The organism is Amycolatopsis mediterranei (assembly GCF_026017845.1).
Lineage (GTDB): Bacteria > Actinomycetota > Actinomycetes > Mycobacteriales > Pseudonocardiaceae > Amycolatopsis > Amycolatopsis mediterranei.
In genome coordinates this window covers 7151832-7166910 of the sequence record NZ_CP100416.1, presented here as the reverse complement: position 1 = coordinate 7166910, position 15079 = coordinate 7151832, and the positions used below count along the sequence as shown (strand labels likewise).

The 15079-nt window shown below is 72.2% G+C and carries 17 protein-coding genes; 10 read left to right on the top strand and 7 right to left on the bottom strand.

The features are described from left to right. Positions 1–4 precede the first annotated feature (4 nt). The 5 genes from ISP_RS31935 to ISP_RS31915 all read right to left on the bottom strand — a co-directional run bounded on the left by ISP_RS31935 (position 5) and on the right by ISP_RS31915 (position 3820). Positions 5–433 (bottom strand): ATP-binding protein, encoded by a 429-nt coding sequence (locus ISP_RS31935; protein WP_013228010.1) that lies wholly within the window; start codon positions 431–433, stop codon positions 5–7. A gap of 102 nt (positions 434–535) precedes the next feature. Next, the gene (locus ISP_RS31930; RefSeq protein WP_013228009.1) at positions 536–1357 is read right to left on the bottom strand and encodes a SigB/SigF/SigG family RNA polymerase sigma factor; all 822 of its coding nucleotides are present in this window, start codon (positions 1355–1357) and stop codon (positions 536–538) included. Between the two features lie 88 nt (positions 1358–1445). After that, positions 1446–2231 carry a GAF and ANTAR domain-containing protein gene (locus tag ISP_RS31925; protein ID WP_013228008.1) on the bottom strand — a complete coding sequence of 262 codons (786 nt, stop codon included), beginning with the start codon at positions 2229–2231 and terminating at the stop codon, positions 1446–1448. A gap of 187 nt (positions 2232–2418) precedes the next feature. Continuing rightward, the gene (locus ISP_RS31920; RefSeq protein ID WP_013228007.1) at positions 2419–2616 is read right to left on the bottom strand and encodes a hypothetical protein; all 198 of its coding nucleotides are present in this window, start codon (positions 2614–2616) and stop codon (positions 2419–2421) included. A 343-nt stretch (positions 2617–2959) separates the two neighbouring features. Further along, positions 2960–3820, bottom strand: a complete 861-nt coding sequence (locus ISP_RS31915; protein ID WP_013228006.1) for a helix-turn-helix transcriptional regulator — start codon at positions 3818–3820, stop codon at positions 2960–2962. Positions 3821–3920: 100 nt separating this feature from the next. Between ISP_RS31915 and ISP_RS31910 the strand changes: the two genes are divergently transcribed. The 7 genes from ISP_RS31910 (at position 3921) to ISP_RS31880 (ending at position 9779) form a co-directional block, all read left to right on the top strand. After that, positions 3921–4877, top strand: a complete 957-nt coding sequence (locus ISP_RS31910) for an SDR family NAD(P)-dependent oxidoreductase (protein ID WP_013228005.1) — start codon at positions 3921–3923, stop codon at positions 4875–4877. Continuing rightward, positions 4822–5445: a TetR/AcrR family transcriptional regulator gene (locus ISP_RS31905; RefSeq protein WP_013228004.1), complete on the top strand. Its 624-nt coding sequence runs from the start codon at positions 4822–4824 to the stop codon at positions 5443–5445. Before ISP_RS31910 ends, ISP_RS31905 begins: the two co-directional genes overlap by 56 nt. Beyond that, complete coding sequence (locus ISP_RS31900; RefSeq protein WP_176742067.1) at positions 5435–6565, top strand: epoxide hydrolase family protein; 1131 nt, start codon at positions 5435–5437, stop codon at positions 6563–6565. The genes ISP_RS31905 and ISP_RS31900 overlap by 11 nt, the downstream gene beginning before the upstream one ends. A 38-nt stretch (positions 6566–6603) precedes the next feature. Further along, entirely contained in the window at positions 6604–7554 is a 951-nt protein-coding gene (locus ISP_RS31895; protein ID WP_230468456.1) for a GlxA family transcriptional regulator, read from the top strand. 78 nt (positions 7555–7632) lie between these two features. Beyond that, positions 7633–8328 carry an alpha/beta fold hydrolase gene (locus ISP_RS31890; RefSeq protein WP_013228001.1) on the top strand — a complete coding sequence of 232 codons (696 nt, stop codon included), beginning with the start codon at positions 7633–7635 and terminating at the stop codon, positions 8326–8328. A 94-nt stretch (positions 8329–8422) separates the two neighbouring features. Further along, positions 8423–8992 (top strand): carboxymuconolactone decarboxylase family protein, encoded by a 570-nt coding sequence (locus tag ISP_RS31885; RefSeq protein WP_013228000.1) that lies wholly within the window; start codon positions 8423–8425, stop codon positions 8990–8992. Further along, the gene (locus ISP_RS31880) at positions 8985–9779 is read left to right on the top strand and encodes a helix-turn-helix domain-containing protein (RefSeq protein WP_013227999.1); all 795 of its coding nucleotides are present in this window, start codon (positions 8985–8987) and stop codon (positions 9777–9779) included. The genes ISP_RS31885 and ISP_RS31880 overlap by 8 nt, the downstream gene beginning before the upstream one ends. Before the next feature lie 24 nt (positions 9780–9803). Here the strand turns inward: ISP_RS31880 and ISP_RS31875 are convergent, their stop codons facing one another. Further along, positions 9804–10925, bottom strand: coding sequence for an epoxide hydrolase family protein (locus ISP_RS31875; RefSeq protein ID WP_013227998.1), 1122 nt, complete (start codon positions 10923–10925; stop codon positions 9804–9806). A 50-nt stretch (positions 10926–10975) separates the two neighbouring features. After that, positions 10976–11791: an IclR family transcriptional regulator gene (locus tag ISP_RS31870; protein WP_013227997.1), complete on the bottom strand. Its 816-nt coding sequence runs from the start codon at positions 11789–11791 to the stop codon at positions 10976–10978. Between the two features lie 142 nt (positions 11792–11933). On the opposite strand from ISP_RS31870, the gene fae reads away from it, so the two are divergent. The 3 genes from fae to ISP_RS31855 are packed head-to-tail and all read left to right on the top strand — an operon-like array spanning position 11934 to position 15078. Continuing rightward, complete coding sequence (gene fae / locus ISP_RS31865; protein WP_013227996.1) at positions 11934–12494, top strand: formaldehyde-activating enzyme; 561 nt, start codon at positions 11934–11936, stop codon at positions 12492–12494. Then, on the top strand, positions 12491–13600 hold the full coding sequence (locus tag ISP_RS31860; RefSeq protein ID WP_013227995.1) for a mandelate racemase/muconate lactonizing enzyme family protein: 1110 nt from the start codon (positions 12491–12493) through the stop codon (positions 13598–13600). The genes fae and ISP_RS31860 overlap by 4 nt, the downstream gene beginning before the upstream one ends. After that, complete coding sequence (locus tag ISP_RS31855; protein ID WP_013227994.1) at positions 13588–15078, top strand: aldehyde dehydrogenase family protein; 1491 nt, start codon at positions 13588–13590, stop codon at positions 15076–15078. Before ISP_RS31860 ends, ISP_RS31855 begins: the two co-directional genes overlap by 13 nt. Position 15079 lies beyond the last annotated feature (1 nt).

Below are 15079 nucleotides of genomic sequence, written 5' to 3'. Positions count from 1 at the left end.
ACGCTCAGCGCGGGTGACCGGGCGAGGCGGCGCGGGTGAGGTCGAGCTCGGCCCACACGGTCTTCCCCGTGGGCCGCTGCCACTGACCCCAGGACGCGCTCATCGCGGCGACCAGTTTGAGCCCGTGCCCGCCGTCGGAGGAAGGGGGCCGCGGGCAGGCCGGGTCGACGCAGGCGTCGTCGACTTCCACCGAGAGCCAGTCGCGTTTGCGCAGCAGGCGCACCTGCCGGGGTGGCTTGCCGTGCCGGAGCGCGTTCGACGTCAGTTCGTCGACCACCATGAGGGCGTCGACCCGCTGGTCTTCGGGCAGATCCTGCAGCAACCGCTCGGCCCAGGCGCGCACGGTGGCCAGCTCGGCGAGGTCGTCGGCGACTTCGAGGGCGAGCACGCGCAGCGAGTCGTCGAGGTGCGTCGTCTGCTGTTCGATCGGCATCGGGGCGGGGCCCTTCCTGATCCGCGGCTCCCCGTCCGTTTCGGGGAGCCGTCGTCGGGGGCCTGGTTACCCGGTTGCCGGGGTGTGAACCGCCTCCGGTTGTCAGCCGGCGTCGATGTGCTGCCGCAGCTGCTCCAGGGTCTTGGCCAGCAGGCGGGAGACGTGCATCTGCGAAACGCCGATCCGCTGGGCGATCTGGCTCTGGGTGAGCTCGTCGGCGAACCGCATCTTGACGATGGCGCGTTCCCGGGGCTCCAGGGTGGCCATCGCCGCGCGCAGGGCGATGTGGTTCTCGAACCGCTCGAAGCCGCTGTCGTCCTCGGCGAGGCGGCCGGCCGCGGCGAAGTCGTCTTCGCCCTCGCGCGCGGGGGTGTCGAGGGACGTGGCGCGGTAGGCCTGGGCGGCGAGCAGTCCTTCTCGGACGGTCTCGATGTCCAGGTCGAGGTGGCGGGCGAGTTCGCTGGGGGTGGGGGCCCGGCCCAGTTCGTGCGCCAGGACGTCGCTCGCCTTCGCGAGCTTCTGCTTCAGGTCCTTCAGCGCCCGCGGGACGCGCATCGACCAGCCGACGTCGCGGAAGTGCCGCCGCACCTCGCCCATGATGGTCGGCACGGCGAACGAGACGAAGTCGCTGCCGCGGTCGGCGGCGTACCGGTCGACCGCGCGGATCAACCCGGTCCGCGCGACCTGCAGCAGGTCTTCGAAGGGTTCCCCGCGGCCGCTGAACCGCCGCGCGATGTGCTCGGCGAGCGGGAGGTGCTCGGTGATCAGCCGCTCACGCAGCGCGGCGCGACGGGGGTCTTCGGCGTCGAGGCGGCTGCGCTCGGCGAAGAGGGGAGCGCAGTGGGCGTATTCGTTCGACCGTCGCGGCGTCGGGACGGTCAGCGCGTCGTTCGCCGACGCGTGGTCGGGAGCACAGACAGTCATGACTACCGGGTACCCCTGATCGTGTGAATTACACGAACGGGCTCGCGACCTGGTGTCGTAGCGGGTGGGACCGGCGGATACGCGGCCGTCAGCGAGTGGGCAGGTCGATCTCGGTGTGCCGCCCGGCCAGCGTCCGGGCGAGGTCGGCGAGCTTGACGTTGAGGTCCTGGGAGGTCCGCCGCAGGACGTCGAAGGCGGCGTCCGCGGAGACGCCTCGGCGCGCCATGATGATGCCCTTGGCCTGGCCGATCACGTCGCGGCTGTCGATGGCTTTGCGCAGGTGCGCGGCCTGCAGTTCCGCGCGCGTCACGGCGTCGGTGGCGGCCACGGCGAGGGAGGCGTGGGTGGCCAGCAGCAGCAGGACGTCGCGGTCGGCCGCGTCCAGCCCGTGCCGGGAGCGCGAGTAGACGTTGAGGGCGCCGCTGGACTCGCCGCCGGGCGGTCCGCTGATGAGGGCGGTGGAGAGGACGGAGCCCATCCCGAGCCGCGCGGCGGCCGGGGCCCATCTGGGCCAGCGCGGTTCGGCGGTCAGGTCCGGGGCGATCGCCACCGCCGGGCCACCGGGCTCGGCGGATTCGACGCAGGGGCCTTCCCGGAACCGGTACTGCAGCTGGTCGAGTTCGGTGGCGACCTCGTCGGTCTCGGCGGGGGTGTGGAAGTGGCCGTCGGTGCTGAGCAGGGTGAAGCTGGCGAGGTCGGCGGCCGGGACCATCACCGTCGTGGCCTCGAGCACGCGGTGCAGCACGTCTTCCACGGTGGGAGCGGCGAGCAGGGTGCGGGTGAGCTCCGCGAACTGCCGGACCAGGGGGCCGGTGGCCGGCCGGTCGGACGCGAAGGCTTCCTTGTCGCGCTGCCAGTCCTGGTCACTGCTCATGCCGGTCTCCCTGGGTGGCTGCGGGAAGACGGCTGCCTTTTCAACCATCGCGACGACCAACGTAACCCGCCGGGCTGCCCGGCCGCTACGAGCCCGCCACCCGGACATTTGCGTGGCGCTCCGGTGAGCGGCCGGCTGAGGGGGCACGCGCGGCGCCGGCCGCGGTCGCGCTCCGCCGGCTACGGGGTCATCGGCGGCTGCGGCGTCCGGACGGGTCGTGCGCCCGGGCGTTCGCCGCTTCCGGCCGCCGGTTTGCGCCGGGTGCCGGTTCCGGCGTGTACACCGGCTGGAGGAAGAGGCTGCCGTACCGGCTCTCCTGGGGCGCGGTGAGCGCTTCGGGGTGGGGTTCTTCGGCGGCGGGGTGGCTGAACAGCGAGCTGTCCATGGTGGAAGTGCTGATCGGGGGTCCTTTCGTGGGCGCCACCGGGCGGTGGCGCGGCCGGCGGTGCGCCGCGGAGAGCGGTGCGCTGTCGCCGGTGCTGGGTCCCCACCGGCTTCAGCCGCTGATATGGCGCGGTGAACGGCCGGATGAGGAGGCCGAGGACGGCGCAGGTTCGACCACTTGCGCACGAAATACTCTCGGACACCACTCACTCTACACGACGACCGCGGCGCCGCACGTTCCCGCGACGGGAACGAACGGCGGCTGCCGATCCACCGCCTCCCGAAATCACGCGAGCGGCGAATTTTCTTTCAGCACAACAAAAGCACGCACGCCCGGCCGGGTATCACTCGGTTCCGACGGAGAACTCCTCGGTGCCCACCACCGTGAGCAGCGCGAGCTTTTCCTGGTCTTCGGTACCCGGGGTGGCGGTGAAGATGAGCAGCGACTGGCCCTCGTCGGGCTCGAGCAGGAGCTGGCAGTAGAGGTCGAGCCGGCCGATTTCGGGGTGGACGAACCGCTTGGTCTCGCTGAGCCGGAGGCCCACTTCGTGACGTTCCCACAGCCCGTCGAACTCGTCGCCGGTGCCGCGCAGGGCCGCGACAAGCTCTGCGGCGGGCGAACGGGGGCCGTCGCGGGTGACCGCCGCGCGCAGCTGGGCGACGTTGACGCGGCTGGTCCGCGCGTGGTCGCCGGGGTGGTAGCGCTCGCGGGCGGCCGGATCGGTGAACCAGCGGTACGGCGCGCTGCGGGCGTGGCCGGTGTACTGCGTCTGCTCGCCCAGCAGCGCGACCGCGGACGGCGTCTGCAGCAGCGTCTCGCCCAGCGGCCCCATGACCTGGGCCGGGGTGTCGGCGATGCGGTCCATGACGCGCATCAGGCCGGGGCTCACGTGCCCGGCCCGCAGGTCGCGGCGAGCCGTGCGGTAGCCCGCCAGGAGGAACAGGTGATCACGTTCGCCGGGGGTGAGCCGCAGCCCCCGGGCGACGGCCGCGAGCATCGGCTCGGAGGGCTGCGGCCCGTCGCCGCGTTCGAGGCGGGCGAAGTAGTCCGCCGACATGCTGCACAGCTGCGCGACCTCTTCCCGGCGCAGGCCCGGTGCGCGCCGGCGGTGCCCGCGCCGGAGCCCGACGTCTTCCGGTTGCAGCGCCGCCCGCCGGGTGCGCAGGAAGGCGCCGAGAGTGGCCGCGTCGAACGTGCTGTCCATGACCTCATTGTCGCCACGCCGGCGTCGCTCAACCACGACCTGCCGGTCAGTGGCTGAGCGGGTCCTTCCTCGTCCGGGCCGCGGTCCGTTCACTGGAGACATGACTCAGTGGACAGAAAACGAGATCCCGGACCAGACCGGCCGGACCGTGGTGATCACCGGCGCCGGCCGCGGGCTCGGCCTGATCACGGCCCGCGCGCTGGCGGGGGCCGGAGCCCGGGTCGTGCTCGGGGTGCGCGACCTCGACCGGGGACGGCGGGCTGTCGCCGGGCTGCCCGGCCGCTTCGACGTCCGGCCGCTGGACGTCGCGGACCTCGGTTCGGTGCGGGCCTTCGCCGCCGCCTGGACGGGTGACCTCGACGTGCTGATCAACAACGCCGGCGTCATGGACACCCCCGCCGCGCGGACGGCGGACGGCTTCGACCGGCAGACCGCGACCAACTACCTCGGCCCGTTCGTGCTGACGAACCTGCTGCTCGAGCACGTCACCGACCGGGTGGTGCACGTCACCAGCCAGCTGCACCGCCAGGGCCGGATAGACCTGGCCGACCTGGACTGGCGCACCCGTCCGTACCACAGCATGGCCGCCTACCGGGCGTCCAAGCTCGCCGTCGTGCTGCACTCCCTCGAGCTGCAGCGCCGGCTGGACGCCCGGGGCAGCGTGGTCCGCTCGGTGCTCGCCAGCCCGGGGATCGCCCGCACCGGCCTGGCCGCGCACTCGCGGTCGGACATCGTCAACCGCGTCCCGTTCCTCACCAACTCGCCCGAGCAGGGTGCGTTGTCGCTGCTCTACGCCGCGACGCAGGACGTTCCCGGCAACGCCTACGTCGGGCCCGGCGGTCTCGGCGGCCTTCGCGGCTCTCCGGCCGTCGGCCGGCCGGGCAGGAACGGTCTCGACGAGGAGCTGGCCGCCCGGCTCTGGGACGTCACCGCCGAACTCGTCGGCCCGGCGCCCCGGTCTCCCGAGGCGGCCGACGGCGGCGGTGTGTACATTTGTTCTTATGACCCACTCCGGAGCCCGGGACCGGACCGGCGGCCGGCGGCCCCGCCGGCATGATCCCGGCCGCCGGATCCGCATTCTCGACGCGGCGCTGGATGTCCTGGTGGAGCGCGGGATGACCGGGATGACGCACCGGCACGTCGCCGCCCGGGCCGACGTGCCGCTCGGTTCGGTCACCTACCACTTCGCCGGCTTGGCCGAGCTGCAGGCGCAAGCGTTCGCGCGGTTCGTCGAGCTGCAGACCGCGGTGTTCGAGCGGCTCTTCGACGACGTCGGGACCCGCGAGGAGTTCGTCGAGGTGCTGGTCGACCTCGTCCACGCGAGCCCGGCCCGGCAGCGCAGTGCGGTGCTCGGGTTCGAGCTGCACCTGGCGGCCCTGCGCGACCCCGGGCTCCGCGTGCTGGCCGAGGCGTGGACGAGGAGCAGCCAAGAGGCGCTGGCCCGCTTCGTCGGCGCGGAAGCCGCCGCACGCCTGGACGCGCTGCTCGAAGGGATGATCATGCACGCACTGCTGGCGACCGGACCGCGGTCCCGGGAGGCGGCCCGGGCGGCCATCGACCCGGCTGTCGAGCGGCCCGGCCCGGACGGCTTTCCGCGAACGCAAGGAGAACACCATGTCCGATAGGCCCGTGCTCGCGGTCACCGATGCCGAACTCGGCGAGCTGCGCACTCGGCTGGCCGGCACGCGGTGGCCGGCTCGGTGGCCGGTCGCCGGCTGGTCGGCGGGCACCGATCCCGATGAGCTGCGGCGGCTGGTCGGCTACTGGGCGTCCGGCTACGACTGGCGAGCGCACGAAGCCGCCATCAACGCCCTTCCCCACCGGGTCGCGGACATCGCCGGGACGCCGGTGCACTACCTGCGGTTCGACGGCGAAGCCCCGGACGCCTTGCCGATCGTGCTGACCAACGGGTGGCCCAGCTCGTTCCTGGAGCTGACCGAGTTCGCCCGGCGGCTGGCCACGCCGTCGAAGCACGGTGGTTCCGCGGCGGATTCCTTCACCGTCATCGTCCCGTCGCTGCCCGGCTTCGCCTTTTCCCCGCAACGTCCGTCGCTCACGGATCCCGTGCAGACCCACGAACTGTGGCACCTGCTCATGCGCGAGGAACTCGGCTTCACCCGGTACGCGGCGCACGGTGGAGACCTTGGCGCGGGCATCACCTCCCGGCTGGCCGAAGCCCATCCCGAGGCCCTGCTCGGGATCCACCTGATGGCCGTCGCCGGCCCGGTCGCCTACGACGACGAGAGCCTCACCGCGGCGGAGAGGGCCTACCTGGACTCGGTGGCGGCCTGGTCGGCGCAGGAAGGCGCTTACCAGCACCAGCAGAGCACCCGGCCGCTCACCCTGGCCTACGGCTTGGCCGACTCGCCGGCCGGGCTGCTGGCCTGGATCCTGGAGAAGTACCGCGCGTGGAGCGACTGCGGCGGTGACGTGTCCTCGCGGTTCAGCGACGACTTCCTGCTGACGCAGGCGTCGCTCTACTGGTTCGCCAACACCATTTCGACCTCGTTCCGGCCGTACTACGAGTACGGCGAGAAGCTGACGCGCCGGGTCGAGCGGGTCGACGTGCCGACCGCCGTCGCCCTGTTCCCGGCCGACCTGGGCCAACCACCGCGCAGCTGGGCGGAGCGCACCTACCACGTGACCAGGTACACGACCATGCCCCGCGGTGGCCACTTCGCCGCCTACGAGGAACCCGAACTGCTCGCCCGTGACATCACCGAGTTCTTCCGCGAACTGCGGTGACAGCTGGCAGGATCGCCACGGATCGATAGGAGGCCGCCATGTCTCGGCACCGGATGGTCGTCGTCCTGCTCGAGCACGTCCTGCCCCTCGACTACGCGATCCCGGTGCACGTGTTCGGCCGGGAGGCGCCGGAGGCCTACGACCTGGTGACGGTGTCCGTGGGCGGTGGTGCCGTGCCGGTGGCCGGGGGAACCACGGTGCTCCCGGACGGCGGGCTGGAGCTGTTGCGCCGGGCGGAGACGATCGTCGTGCCGGGCTACGCCGACGCCGTGGAGCGGGAGCTGCCCGGGTCGTTGCTGCGGGCACTGGCCGGTGCGCACCGGCGGGGCGTCCGGCTGGTGTCCATCTGCTCCGGGGCGTTCGCCCTGGCGCGGGCCGGTGTCCTCGACGGCCTGACCGTGACCACCCACTGGTCCCTGTGCGCCGAGCTCGCCGAACGGTTCCCCGCGCTCACGGTCGACCAGTCGGTGCTCGTGGCCGGCACCGGGCCGGTGCTCACCTCCGGCGGCGTGACCGCCGGCGTGGATCTGTGCCTGCACCTGCTGAACACCGACCTCGGCCCGGCGGCCGCGCGGCACATCGCGCGGCGCATCGTGATGGCGCCGCGCCCGGCGGACGGGCAGCGGCAGTTCGTGGAACAGGCGGTCGTCCCGCCCGGCGACGACGTCATCGCGCGGGCCCAGCAGTGGATGCTCGTGTCGCTGGGGCAGCCCCTGTCGGTGAAGGACGTGGCCACCCGGTTCGCCATGGCGGAGCGGACGTTCCACCGGCGCTTCCGCGAGAAGGCCGGGGTGCCACCGCTGACCTGGCTGCGCGACCAGCGCATCGCGCGGGCCAAGGAACTCCTGGAGAACTCGGTACTGTCCATAGAGGACATCGCGCGGCGCGTCGGCTTCGGCACGGCGGCCAACCTGCGGGTGCAGTTCCGGCGTGCGACGAACGTCTCGCCCCGCGAACACCGGCGGTCCTTCACCTTCGACGGCGTCTGACCCTGTTGGCAGGAAGCTTTCGATAGCCGGCAGGACTGCCACTGTCCGCGAACAGCACGCGGAGCCGAGACTGAGGGCATGAACCAGCCGACCTTCGTCCTCGTCCACGGCGCCCTGACCGATGCTTCGGTGTGGCGCCGGGTCTCCGTTCGCCTGCAGGACGCCGGGCACACCGTCATCGCGCCGTCGCTGCCGATGCGCGGCTTCGACGGCGACATCGCCTACCTCGGGCAGTTCCTGGGCACGCTCACCGGCCCGCTCGTGGTCGCCGCCCACTCCTACGCCGGGTCGGTGATCTCGGCTCCCGCCGCCTTGACCGAAGCCGTCCGCTCGCTCGTGTTCGTCACGGCGTTCCAGCAGGATGCGGGGGAGACGGCGGGTGCGCTCAACGGGAAGTTCCCGGGCAGCCTGCTCATCCCGGAAAACCTGGTCGTGCGGGAGTACCCCGGCGGCGCGGAAGTTTACCTCCGGCCGGACAAGTTCGGGGAGGTCTACGCCGGTGACGCCAGTGCGCGTGACCGGAAGATCCTTGCCGCGGCCCAGAGACCCTTCGATCCGGTCACCCTGGACGGCAGCTTCGCGGACGCCGCCAGCTGGCACGAACGGCCGTCGTGGGCCGTAGTGTCCACTCGGGACAACTCCATTCCCACGGAGGCCCAACGGTGGATGGCCGAGCGGGCCGGCTCCACGGTCGTGGAGGTCGAGTCCACGCACGCCGTTCCGCTGGTGCGACCGGAGGTGGTGGCCGAAACGATTCTCGGTGCGGCGGGCTGACGGCTATCGTCGGACGACCGCACGCCGCACGCACGCGGACGTTTACCTCCGAGGGAATTGGTTTGCCGCACCCGGTGGCGTTGACTCACCGACCATGACCAGTTACCAGCTCCACACCGCAGACACCGCCGACGAAACCGCGAAGGAGCCGCTCAGGGTTCTCGAAGGCGCTTTCGGGTTCGTGCCCGCCGCGGCCGGCCTGATGGCCCACTCGCCGGCACTGATCAACACTTTCTTCGCCGCCTTCGGCCACTTCCGGGGCGGGGGCACCTTCGGCCCGGACGAACGGCAGGTCCTGCTGCTGTCCAACGCCGTCGCCAACCGCAGTGCGTGGGCGGTGGCGTTCCACACGCTGGAGTCGCTGCAGGACGGCGTCGAACCCGCCGTGGTCGAGGCGATCCGGCAGGGCGAGCGACCCGCGGACGAGCGGATGGCGGCGTTGTCGGAGTTCACCCGGTCGTTGATCGAGCGGAAGGGGCACGTCGAGGACGCGGAGGTGGTGGCGTTCAAGGCGGCGGGCTTCACCGAAGAACAGGTCTTCGAAGTGATCACCGGCGTGGCGATCTCGGCGATGACGAACTACACCGCCAACCTCGCCGGGCCGCCGCTGGAGGACGCGGTGGTGCCGCACGCCTGGAAGACGGGATACTCGACGGGTGCCTGACGTGGGTCTCCTGCTGAAAACCTGGCGCGGTACCCGGCGGCTGAGCCAGCTGGCGCTGGCCGCCGAGGCCGCCGTGTCGATCCGCCACCTGAGCTTCGTCGAAACGGGACGGGCCAACCCGAGCCGGGCCATGGTGCTGAAGCTCGCGGAGGTGCTCGACGTCCCGTTGCGCGAGCGCAACACGCTGCTGCTCAGCGCCGGCTTCGCCCCGGAATACCCGGAGTCCGAACTGGACGCACCGGGGCTGGCCGCGGTGCGGGACGCACTGGAGACCATCCTCGCCCAGCAGGAACCGTTCCCGGCCCTGGTGATGGACCGCAGCTGGGACATCCGGCACACCAACACCGCCGCCCGCCGGTTCTTCGCCTTCCTCCAGGACGGGCAGCGGGCGAGCGCACCGGAGCCGGCGAACGTGCTTCGCCGGATGTTCCACCCGGACGGCGTGCGACCTCACGTGACGAACTGGCCGGAGGTCGCCGAAGCATTGGTGCGGCGTGCCCGCCGCGAGGCGATCGGGGGCGTCCTCGACGAGCGAGCCCAGCGGATCCTCGACGAAGTGCTGGACTACCCGGACGTGCCGGCGCACCTGCGGGTGCTGGACGCGACGGCGCCGGTCCTGCCGATCGTGCCGATCCGGTACGAGCGGGGTGGCCGTCGGTTCGCCTACTTCTCCACGGTGACCACGCTGGGCACCCCGCAGGACGTGACCCTGCAGGAGCTGCGCATCGAATGCTTCTTCCCGATGAACGACGAAACCCGGGAGCACGCCCGGGAACTGGCCGGGTGACGGCCGGCCCTCCGGAACCGGCGGTCAGCGGACGAGGCGGAAGAACCCGCGCACCTGCTCGACCAGCGATTCCGGCTGCTCCAGCGCGGCGAAGTGGCCGCCGTGCGGCAGTTCCTCGAACCAGCGCAGGTCGGTGAACCGCAGCTCGGCCTCCCGCCGAGACGGGCGGGTGATGTCGCGCGGGTAGACCGACAGCCCGGACGGTGCGGTGACCTTGTCGCGGAAGCGGGCGAAGCTCTCCCAGTACAGGCGCGCCGACGACGTGGCCGACGCGGTGAACCAGTAGACCGAGATCTCGTCGAGGATCTTCTGCCGTGGCAACGCGTCCCCGGGGCGGCCCTCGTGGTCCGTCCAGGCCCGGTACTTCTCGGCGATCCAGGCGGCCTGGCCCGCCGGGGAGTCGGTGAGGCCGTAGCCGAGCGTCTGCGGCCGGGTCGCCTGGATCGCCGAATACCCCCGGCCGGTGCGCTGGAACTCCTTCTCGGCCGCAAGGTTCGCCAGCTCCGCGGGTGTCGGGTCGTCGAACGCGCCCGCCGCCACGGACCCCAGGTTCAGGTGCACGCCGGCGACCCGCTCGGGCGCCACCTCGCCCAGCGCGCCGGACACCGCCGACCCCCAGTCACCGCCCTGTGCGCCGTACCGCTCGTAACCCAGCGAAACCATCAGCGTGTCCCAGGCACGCGCGATGCGGGTGACGCCCCACCCGGTCGTCGACGGCTTGTCGCTCCAGCCGTACCCGGGCAACGACGGCGCGACCACGTGGAACGCGTCCGCCGGGTCCCCGCCGTGTGCGCGCGGGTCGGTGAGCGGGCCGATGACGTCCAGGAACTCGAGCACCGAACCCGGCCACCCGTGCGTGAGCACCAGCGGGAAGGCGTCCGGCTCCGGCGACCGGACGTGCAGGAAGTGCAGGCCCAGCCCGTCGACGGTGTCGCGGTACTGCGGGAAGACGTTCAGCCGATCGGCGAACCCGAAGTCGTAGTCCTCGGCCCAGCTGCGGCAAAGCTCCTGCGCATAAGCCAGCGGCAGCCCCTGTGACCAGTCGTCCACCGGCTCGGGCTCCGGCCACCGCGTCCGGCGCAACCGGTCGCGCAGATCCGCGATCTCGGCTTCGGTGACGCTGACCTCGAACGGCTCGGCGGTCACAGCGAGCTTCCTTTCCTCGGCACGCGGGTGCGTTGATCAGAATAAGCCGCTCAGGTGAGGCGGGCCGCGGACGGCGGCTTCGGGCGGCCTTCCCAGCCGAGGTGCGCGGACACCTTCGCCGCCGCCTTCGCGGTGACCCGGCCCGCGGTGTCGAGGTGTTCGCCGAGCCGCTCGGCGGGGGCGGAGATGTTCAGCGCGGCGACGACCCGGCCGCGGAAGTCGCGGATCGGCGCCGAGACCCCGACCAGGCCCGCTTCGAACTCCTCGCGGACCCGGGCGTAGCCGTCCCGCCGGGATTGCTCGATCTTCGCCCACAGTTCGGGCAAGGAGTGCACTTCGGACCGTGGCCGGTCGCCGGCCAGTGCCGGGAAGCGGATGTAGAGCTCGTCGGGGGTGGCGTCGAGCAGCAGGACGCGGCCGGCCGACGTGCAGTGGGCCGGCACCCCGCGGCCTTCCCAGCCGTGCACCCGGAAGGAGTGCCCGGACACCGACAGCAGCGTGAGCACCTCCTGATCGCGCAGGACGCAGAGGTGGCTGGTCTCTTCGAGCTCGGCCGACAGCTCCCGCATCACCGGCTCGGCGGTCCGGGCCAGCCGGTCCTCGACCGTCCGGGCGACCAGGGAGAACAGCCGCCAGCCCAGCCGGTAGCCCAGGGTGTCCGGGTCGCGTTCGACGATGCCTTCCGCGGCGAGGGCCTTGAGCGCCCGCGAGACCTGGCTCTTCTCCCGGCCGGTGAGCTGGGCGAGGCGGACGACACCCAGTTCGCCGGCCCGCTGCGCCTCGGGTGAGGCGAGCGCCTCCAGCAGGTCCAGGTCACGGCGCAGGCCGTGCCCCTGGTGCCGGGCACCGTCGTCCGGGTGGGTCATGCCCCCGAAATTAGCAACCGTCCGCAAGAGCACGAGTTGGCGCCAGCGCAACCCGTGTTGCAATGTCCGGCCGGACCTTGCCCGCCGTTTCCGCGCGCTCCTACCGTCGATCCCGCCGCACCCCCATCGACCTGGAGCACCCATGACTTTCGCGTCCACCGCGCTCATCGGCGAGGCCTTCGTGGGCGAGGGGGTGAACGCCGCCCACACGAACATCGTGCTGGGCCGCCGGGGCGGCCCGGTGGAAACCGCGTGGGCGACCGCGCTGGCCACGCCGAGCGCGGGTCACGTGCCCTTCGTGACGGTGCTGCGACCGTCCGTGCCGGTCCAGCCGCCGACCCTGTTCGTGCCCAAGACCGCGGCGGAGACCGACCTGCACCGGCGGGCCACCTGGGGCGCCGCGCAGGCCGGGCTCGCCCGGGGCGTGGCCGACGCCGTGGAGGCCGGGGACCTCCCGGGTGCCGAGGCCGGTGCGCTGCTGCTCATCGCCGCGATCTGGGTCGACCCCGGCGTGGCCGACCTCGACGAAGCATTCGCCAACCAGCGGCTCGCGGCCTTCCGGGCGATCCGGGCCGCGGTGCTGGGCACGCCGACGATCGACGTCGTGCTCGACGCCGCGCGCACCGGACCGGCCAACCCGTTCTACGCGCCGGACCCGGACGTCCTGGCCCGCACCGCGCCCGAGCTGGAGGCCCTCGGATGAAGATCACCGCCATCACCCTCGACCGGCTGCGGCCGGCGCTGGACCCGCCGCTCGCCGCGGCCTGGGACCCCGAACCGCGGCGGCACTTCGACGCGACGATCGTGCGGGTGCACACCGACGACGGGATCACCGGCATCGGCTCCGGCGACACCATGGCCGGCTTCGAGGCGGTCGAGCACCTGTTCCTCGGCGAGGACCCGCTGGACATCGTCCGGCACGTGAAGGCCATCGAAACCGCCAACTTCCACGGCGGGTGCTACTGGCCCCTCGAAGTCGCGCTCTGGGACGTCATCGGGCAGGTCGCGGGCCTGCCGGTGGCGACGCTGTTCGGGAACTCCGCCCGCTCGTTGCCCGCGTATGCCTCTTCGGCCGAGCTGAAGCCGCCCGCCGAACGCGTGGAGACGGCCCTGCGGGCCCGCGAAGCCGGGTTCCGGGCGATGAAGATCCGGATCGACCGGAACCGCGTGGACGAGGGTGTCGCCGCCGTGGCCGCGGTCCGGGACGCCCTCGGCGCGGACTTCGGCATCATGGTCGACCTCAACCAGTCCTGGCGGATGGCCGGCGACACCGCACCCGCGTCGGACCTGGCGAAGACCCGCAAGCTGGTGCGCCGGCTGGCCGAGCTCGACGTCTTCTGGGTCGAAGAACCATTGCCGTACAACGACATAGCCGGCTTCAAGACGCTGCGGGCGGAGAACCCGGGCCTGCGGATCGCGGCGGGGGAGATGCACCACTCGGTGCCGGAGCTGCTGCGCTACCTCGAAGAAGACGTCCTCGACGTCTACCAGATGGATGTCGTGCTGGCGGTCGGGATGCACCGGGCCCGGACGCTGGCCGAGCTCGCCCAGCTCAAGCACCGCGCGTTCACCCCGCACAGCTGGACCAACGGCATCGGCGTGCTGGCCAACCTGCACGTTTCGGCCGGGGTCGGCGGCGGGCCGTTCTTCGAATTCCCCTGGGACCCGCCCGGCTGGACCCCCGAGCGCCGCGATTTCATGCTGACCGAACCCGTGATGATCGATGCGCGGGGCGAGCTGGCCGTCCCGCAGCGGCCCGGCCTGGGCATCGAACTCGACGAGAAGGCGGTGCAGCGGTGGCGGATCTGACCCACGAAGACTGGCTCGCGGCGGCGGACCGGCTGACGCCCGAGACCCGGCCGTTCCTCGGCAGACGGCACGTGGAGTCCACTTCGGACGAAACGTTCCCGAGCGTTTCCCCTCGCGACGGCCGCGTGCTCGCGCAGATCCCGGCGGGCAGCGCCGAGGACGTCGACCGGGCCGTTCGAGCCGCGCGGGAGTCCTTCGAGGACGGACGCTGGCGCGATCTCCCACCCCGGGAGCGCAAGCGGATCCTGCTGCGCTGGGCCGACGCGATCACCGCCCACACCGCGGAGCTGGCCCTGCTCGACACGCTCGAAATGGGCAAGCCGATCAGCGAGTCGCAGCGCGTCGACGTCGCCAAGACCGCCGAGACGATCGCCTGGTACGCCGAGACGATCGACAAGACCTACGACGAGCTCGCACCGACACCGGGCGACGCGCTGGCGTGGATCACCCGCGAGCCCCTCGGCGTCATCGGCGCGGTCGTGCCGTGGAACTACGCCCTGCTCATCGCGTCCTGGAAGCTCGGCCCGGCCCTGGCCACCGGCAACTCGGTGGTGCTCAAGCCCGCCGAGCAGACGTCGCTGGCCGCGCTGCTGCTGGCCCGGCTGGCGACCGAGGCCGGCCTGCCGGACGGCGTGCTCAACGTCGTCCCCGGCCGCGGCGAGGTCGTCGGGCAGGCGCTCGGGCGGCATCCCGGCGTCGACAAGATCGCCTTCACCGGATCGGCCGAGGTCGCGCGGCTGTTCCAGGTCTACGCCGGAGAGTCGAACGGCAAGCAGGTGGCCGTCGAGGCGGGCGGCAAGTCGCCGCAGCTGATCCTGCCGGACGCGGACCTGTCCGCCGCGGCGTCGGCGGTGGCGTGGGGCATCTTCTACAACGCCGGCCAGACGTGCAACGCCGGTTCGCGGGTGATCGTGCCCGCGGCGCTGAAGGACGAGCTGCTCGCCGAGCTCGCGAAGATCACCGAGGAGACGTTCCGGCCCGGCGACCCGCTCGACCCGGCGACCGTGCTCGGCCCGCTCGTCGACGACGTCCAGCGCGATCGCGTCCTGGGCTACCTCGACGCCGCTCGCGCCGAAGGCGGGACGATCGTGCTCGGCGGCCGGTGCGAGGGCCTCGCGATGGAACCGACCATCGTCGACGACGTCCGGCCCGGCACGACCATCGAGCGCGAAGAGGTCTTCGGCCCGGTGCTGGCCGTGCTGACCTACGACGGCTCGCCGGAGGAAGGCGTCCGGCTGGCCAACGACACGGACTTCGGCCTGGTCGCGTCGGTCTGGACCCGCGACGTCACGACGGCCCACCGGGTCGCCAAGCGGCTGCGCGCCGGCACGGTGTGGATCAACACCTTCGACGCCAGCGACGTGATCACCCCGTTCGGCGGCTTCAAGGCCACCGGGGCCGGGCGCGACAAGTCGTTGCACGCCCTCGACGCCTACACCGCGCTCAAGACCACCTGGCTCAACCTTCCGGAGACCTAGC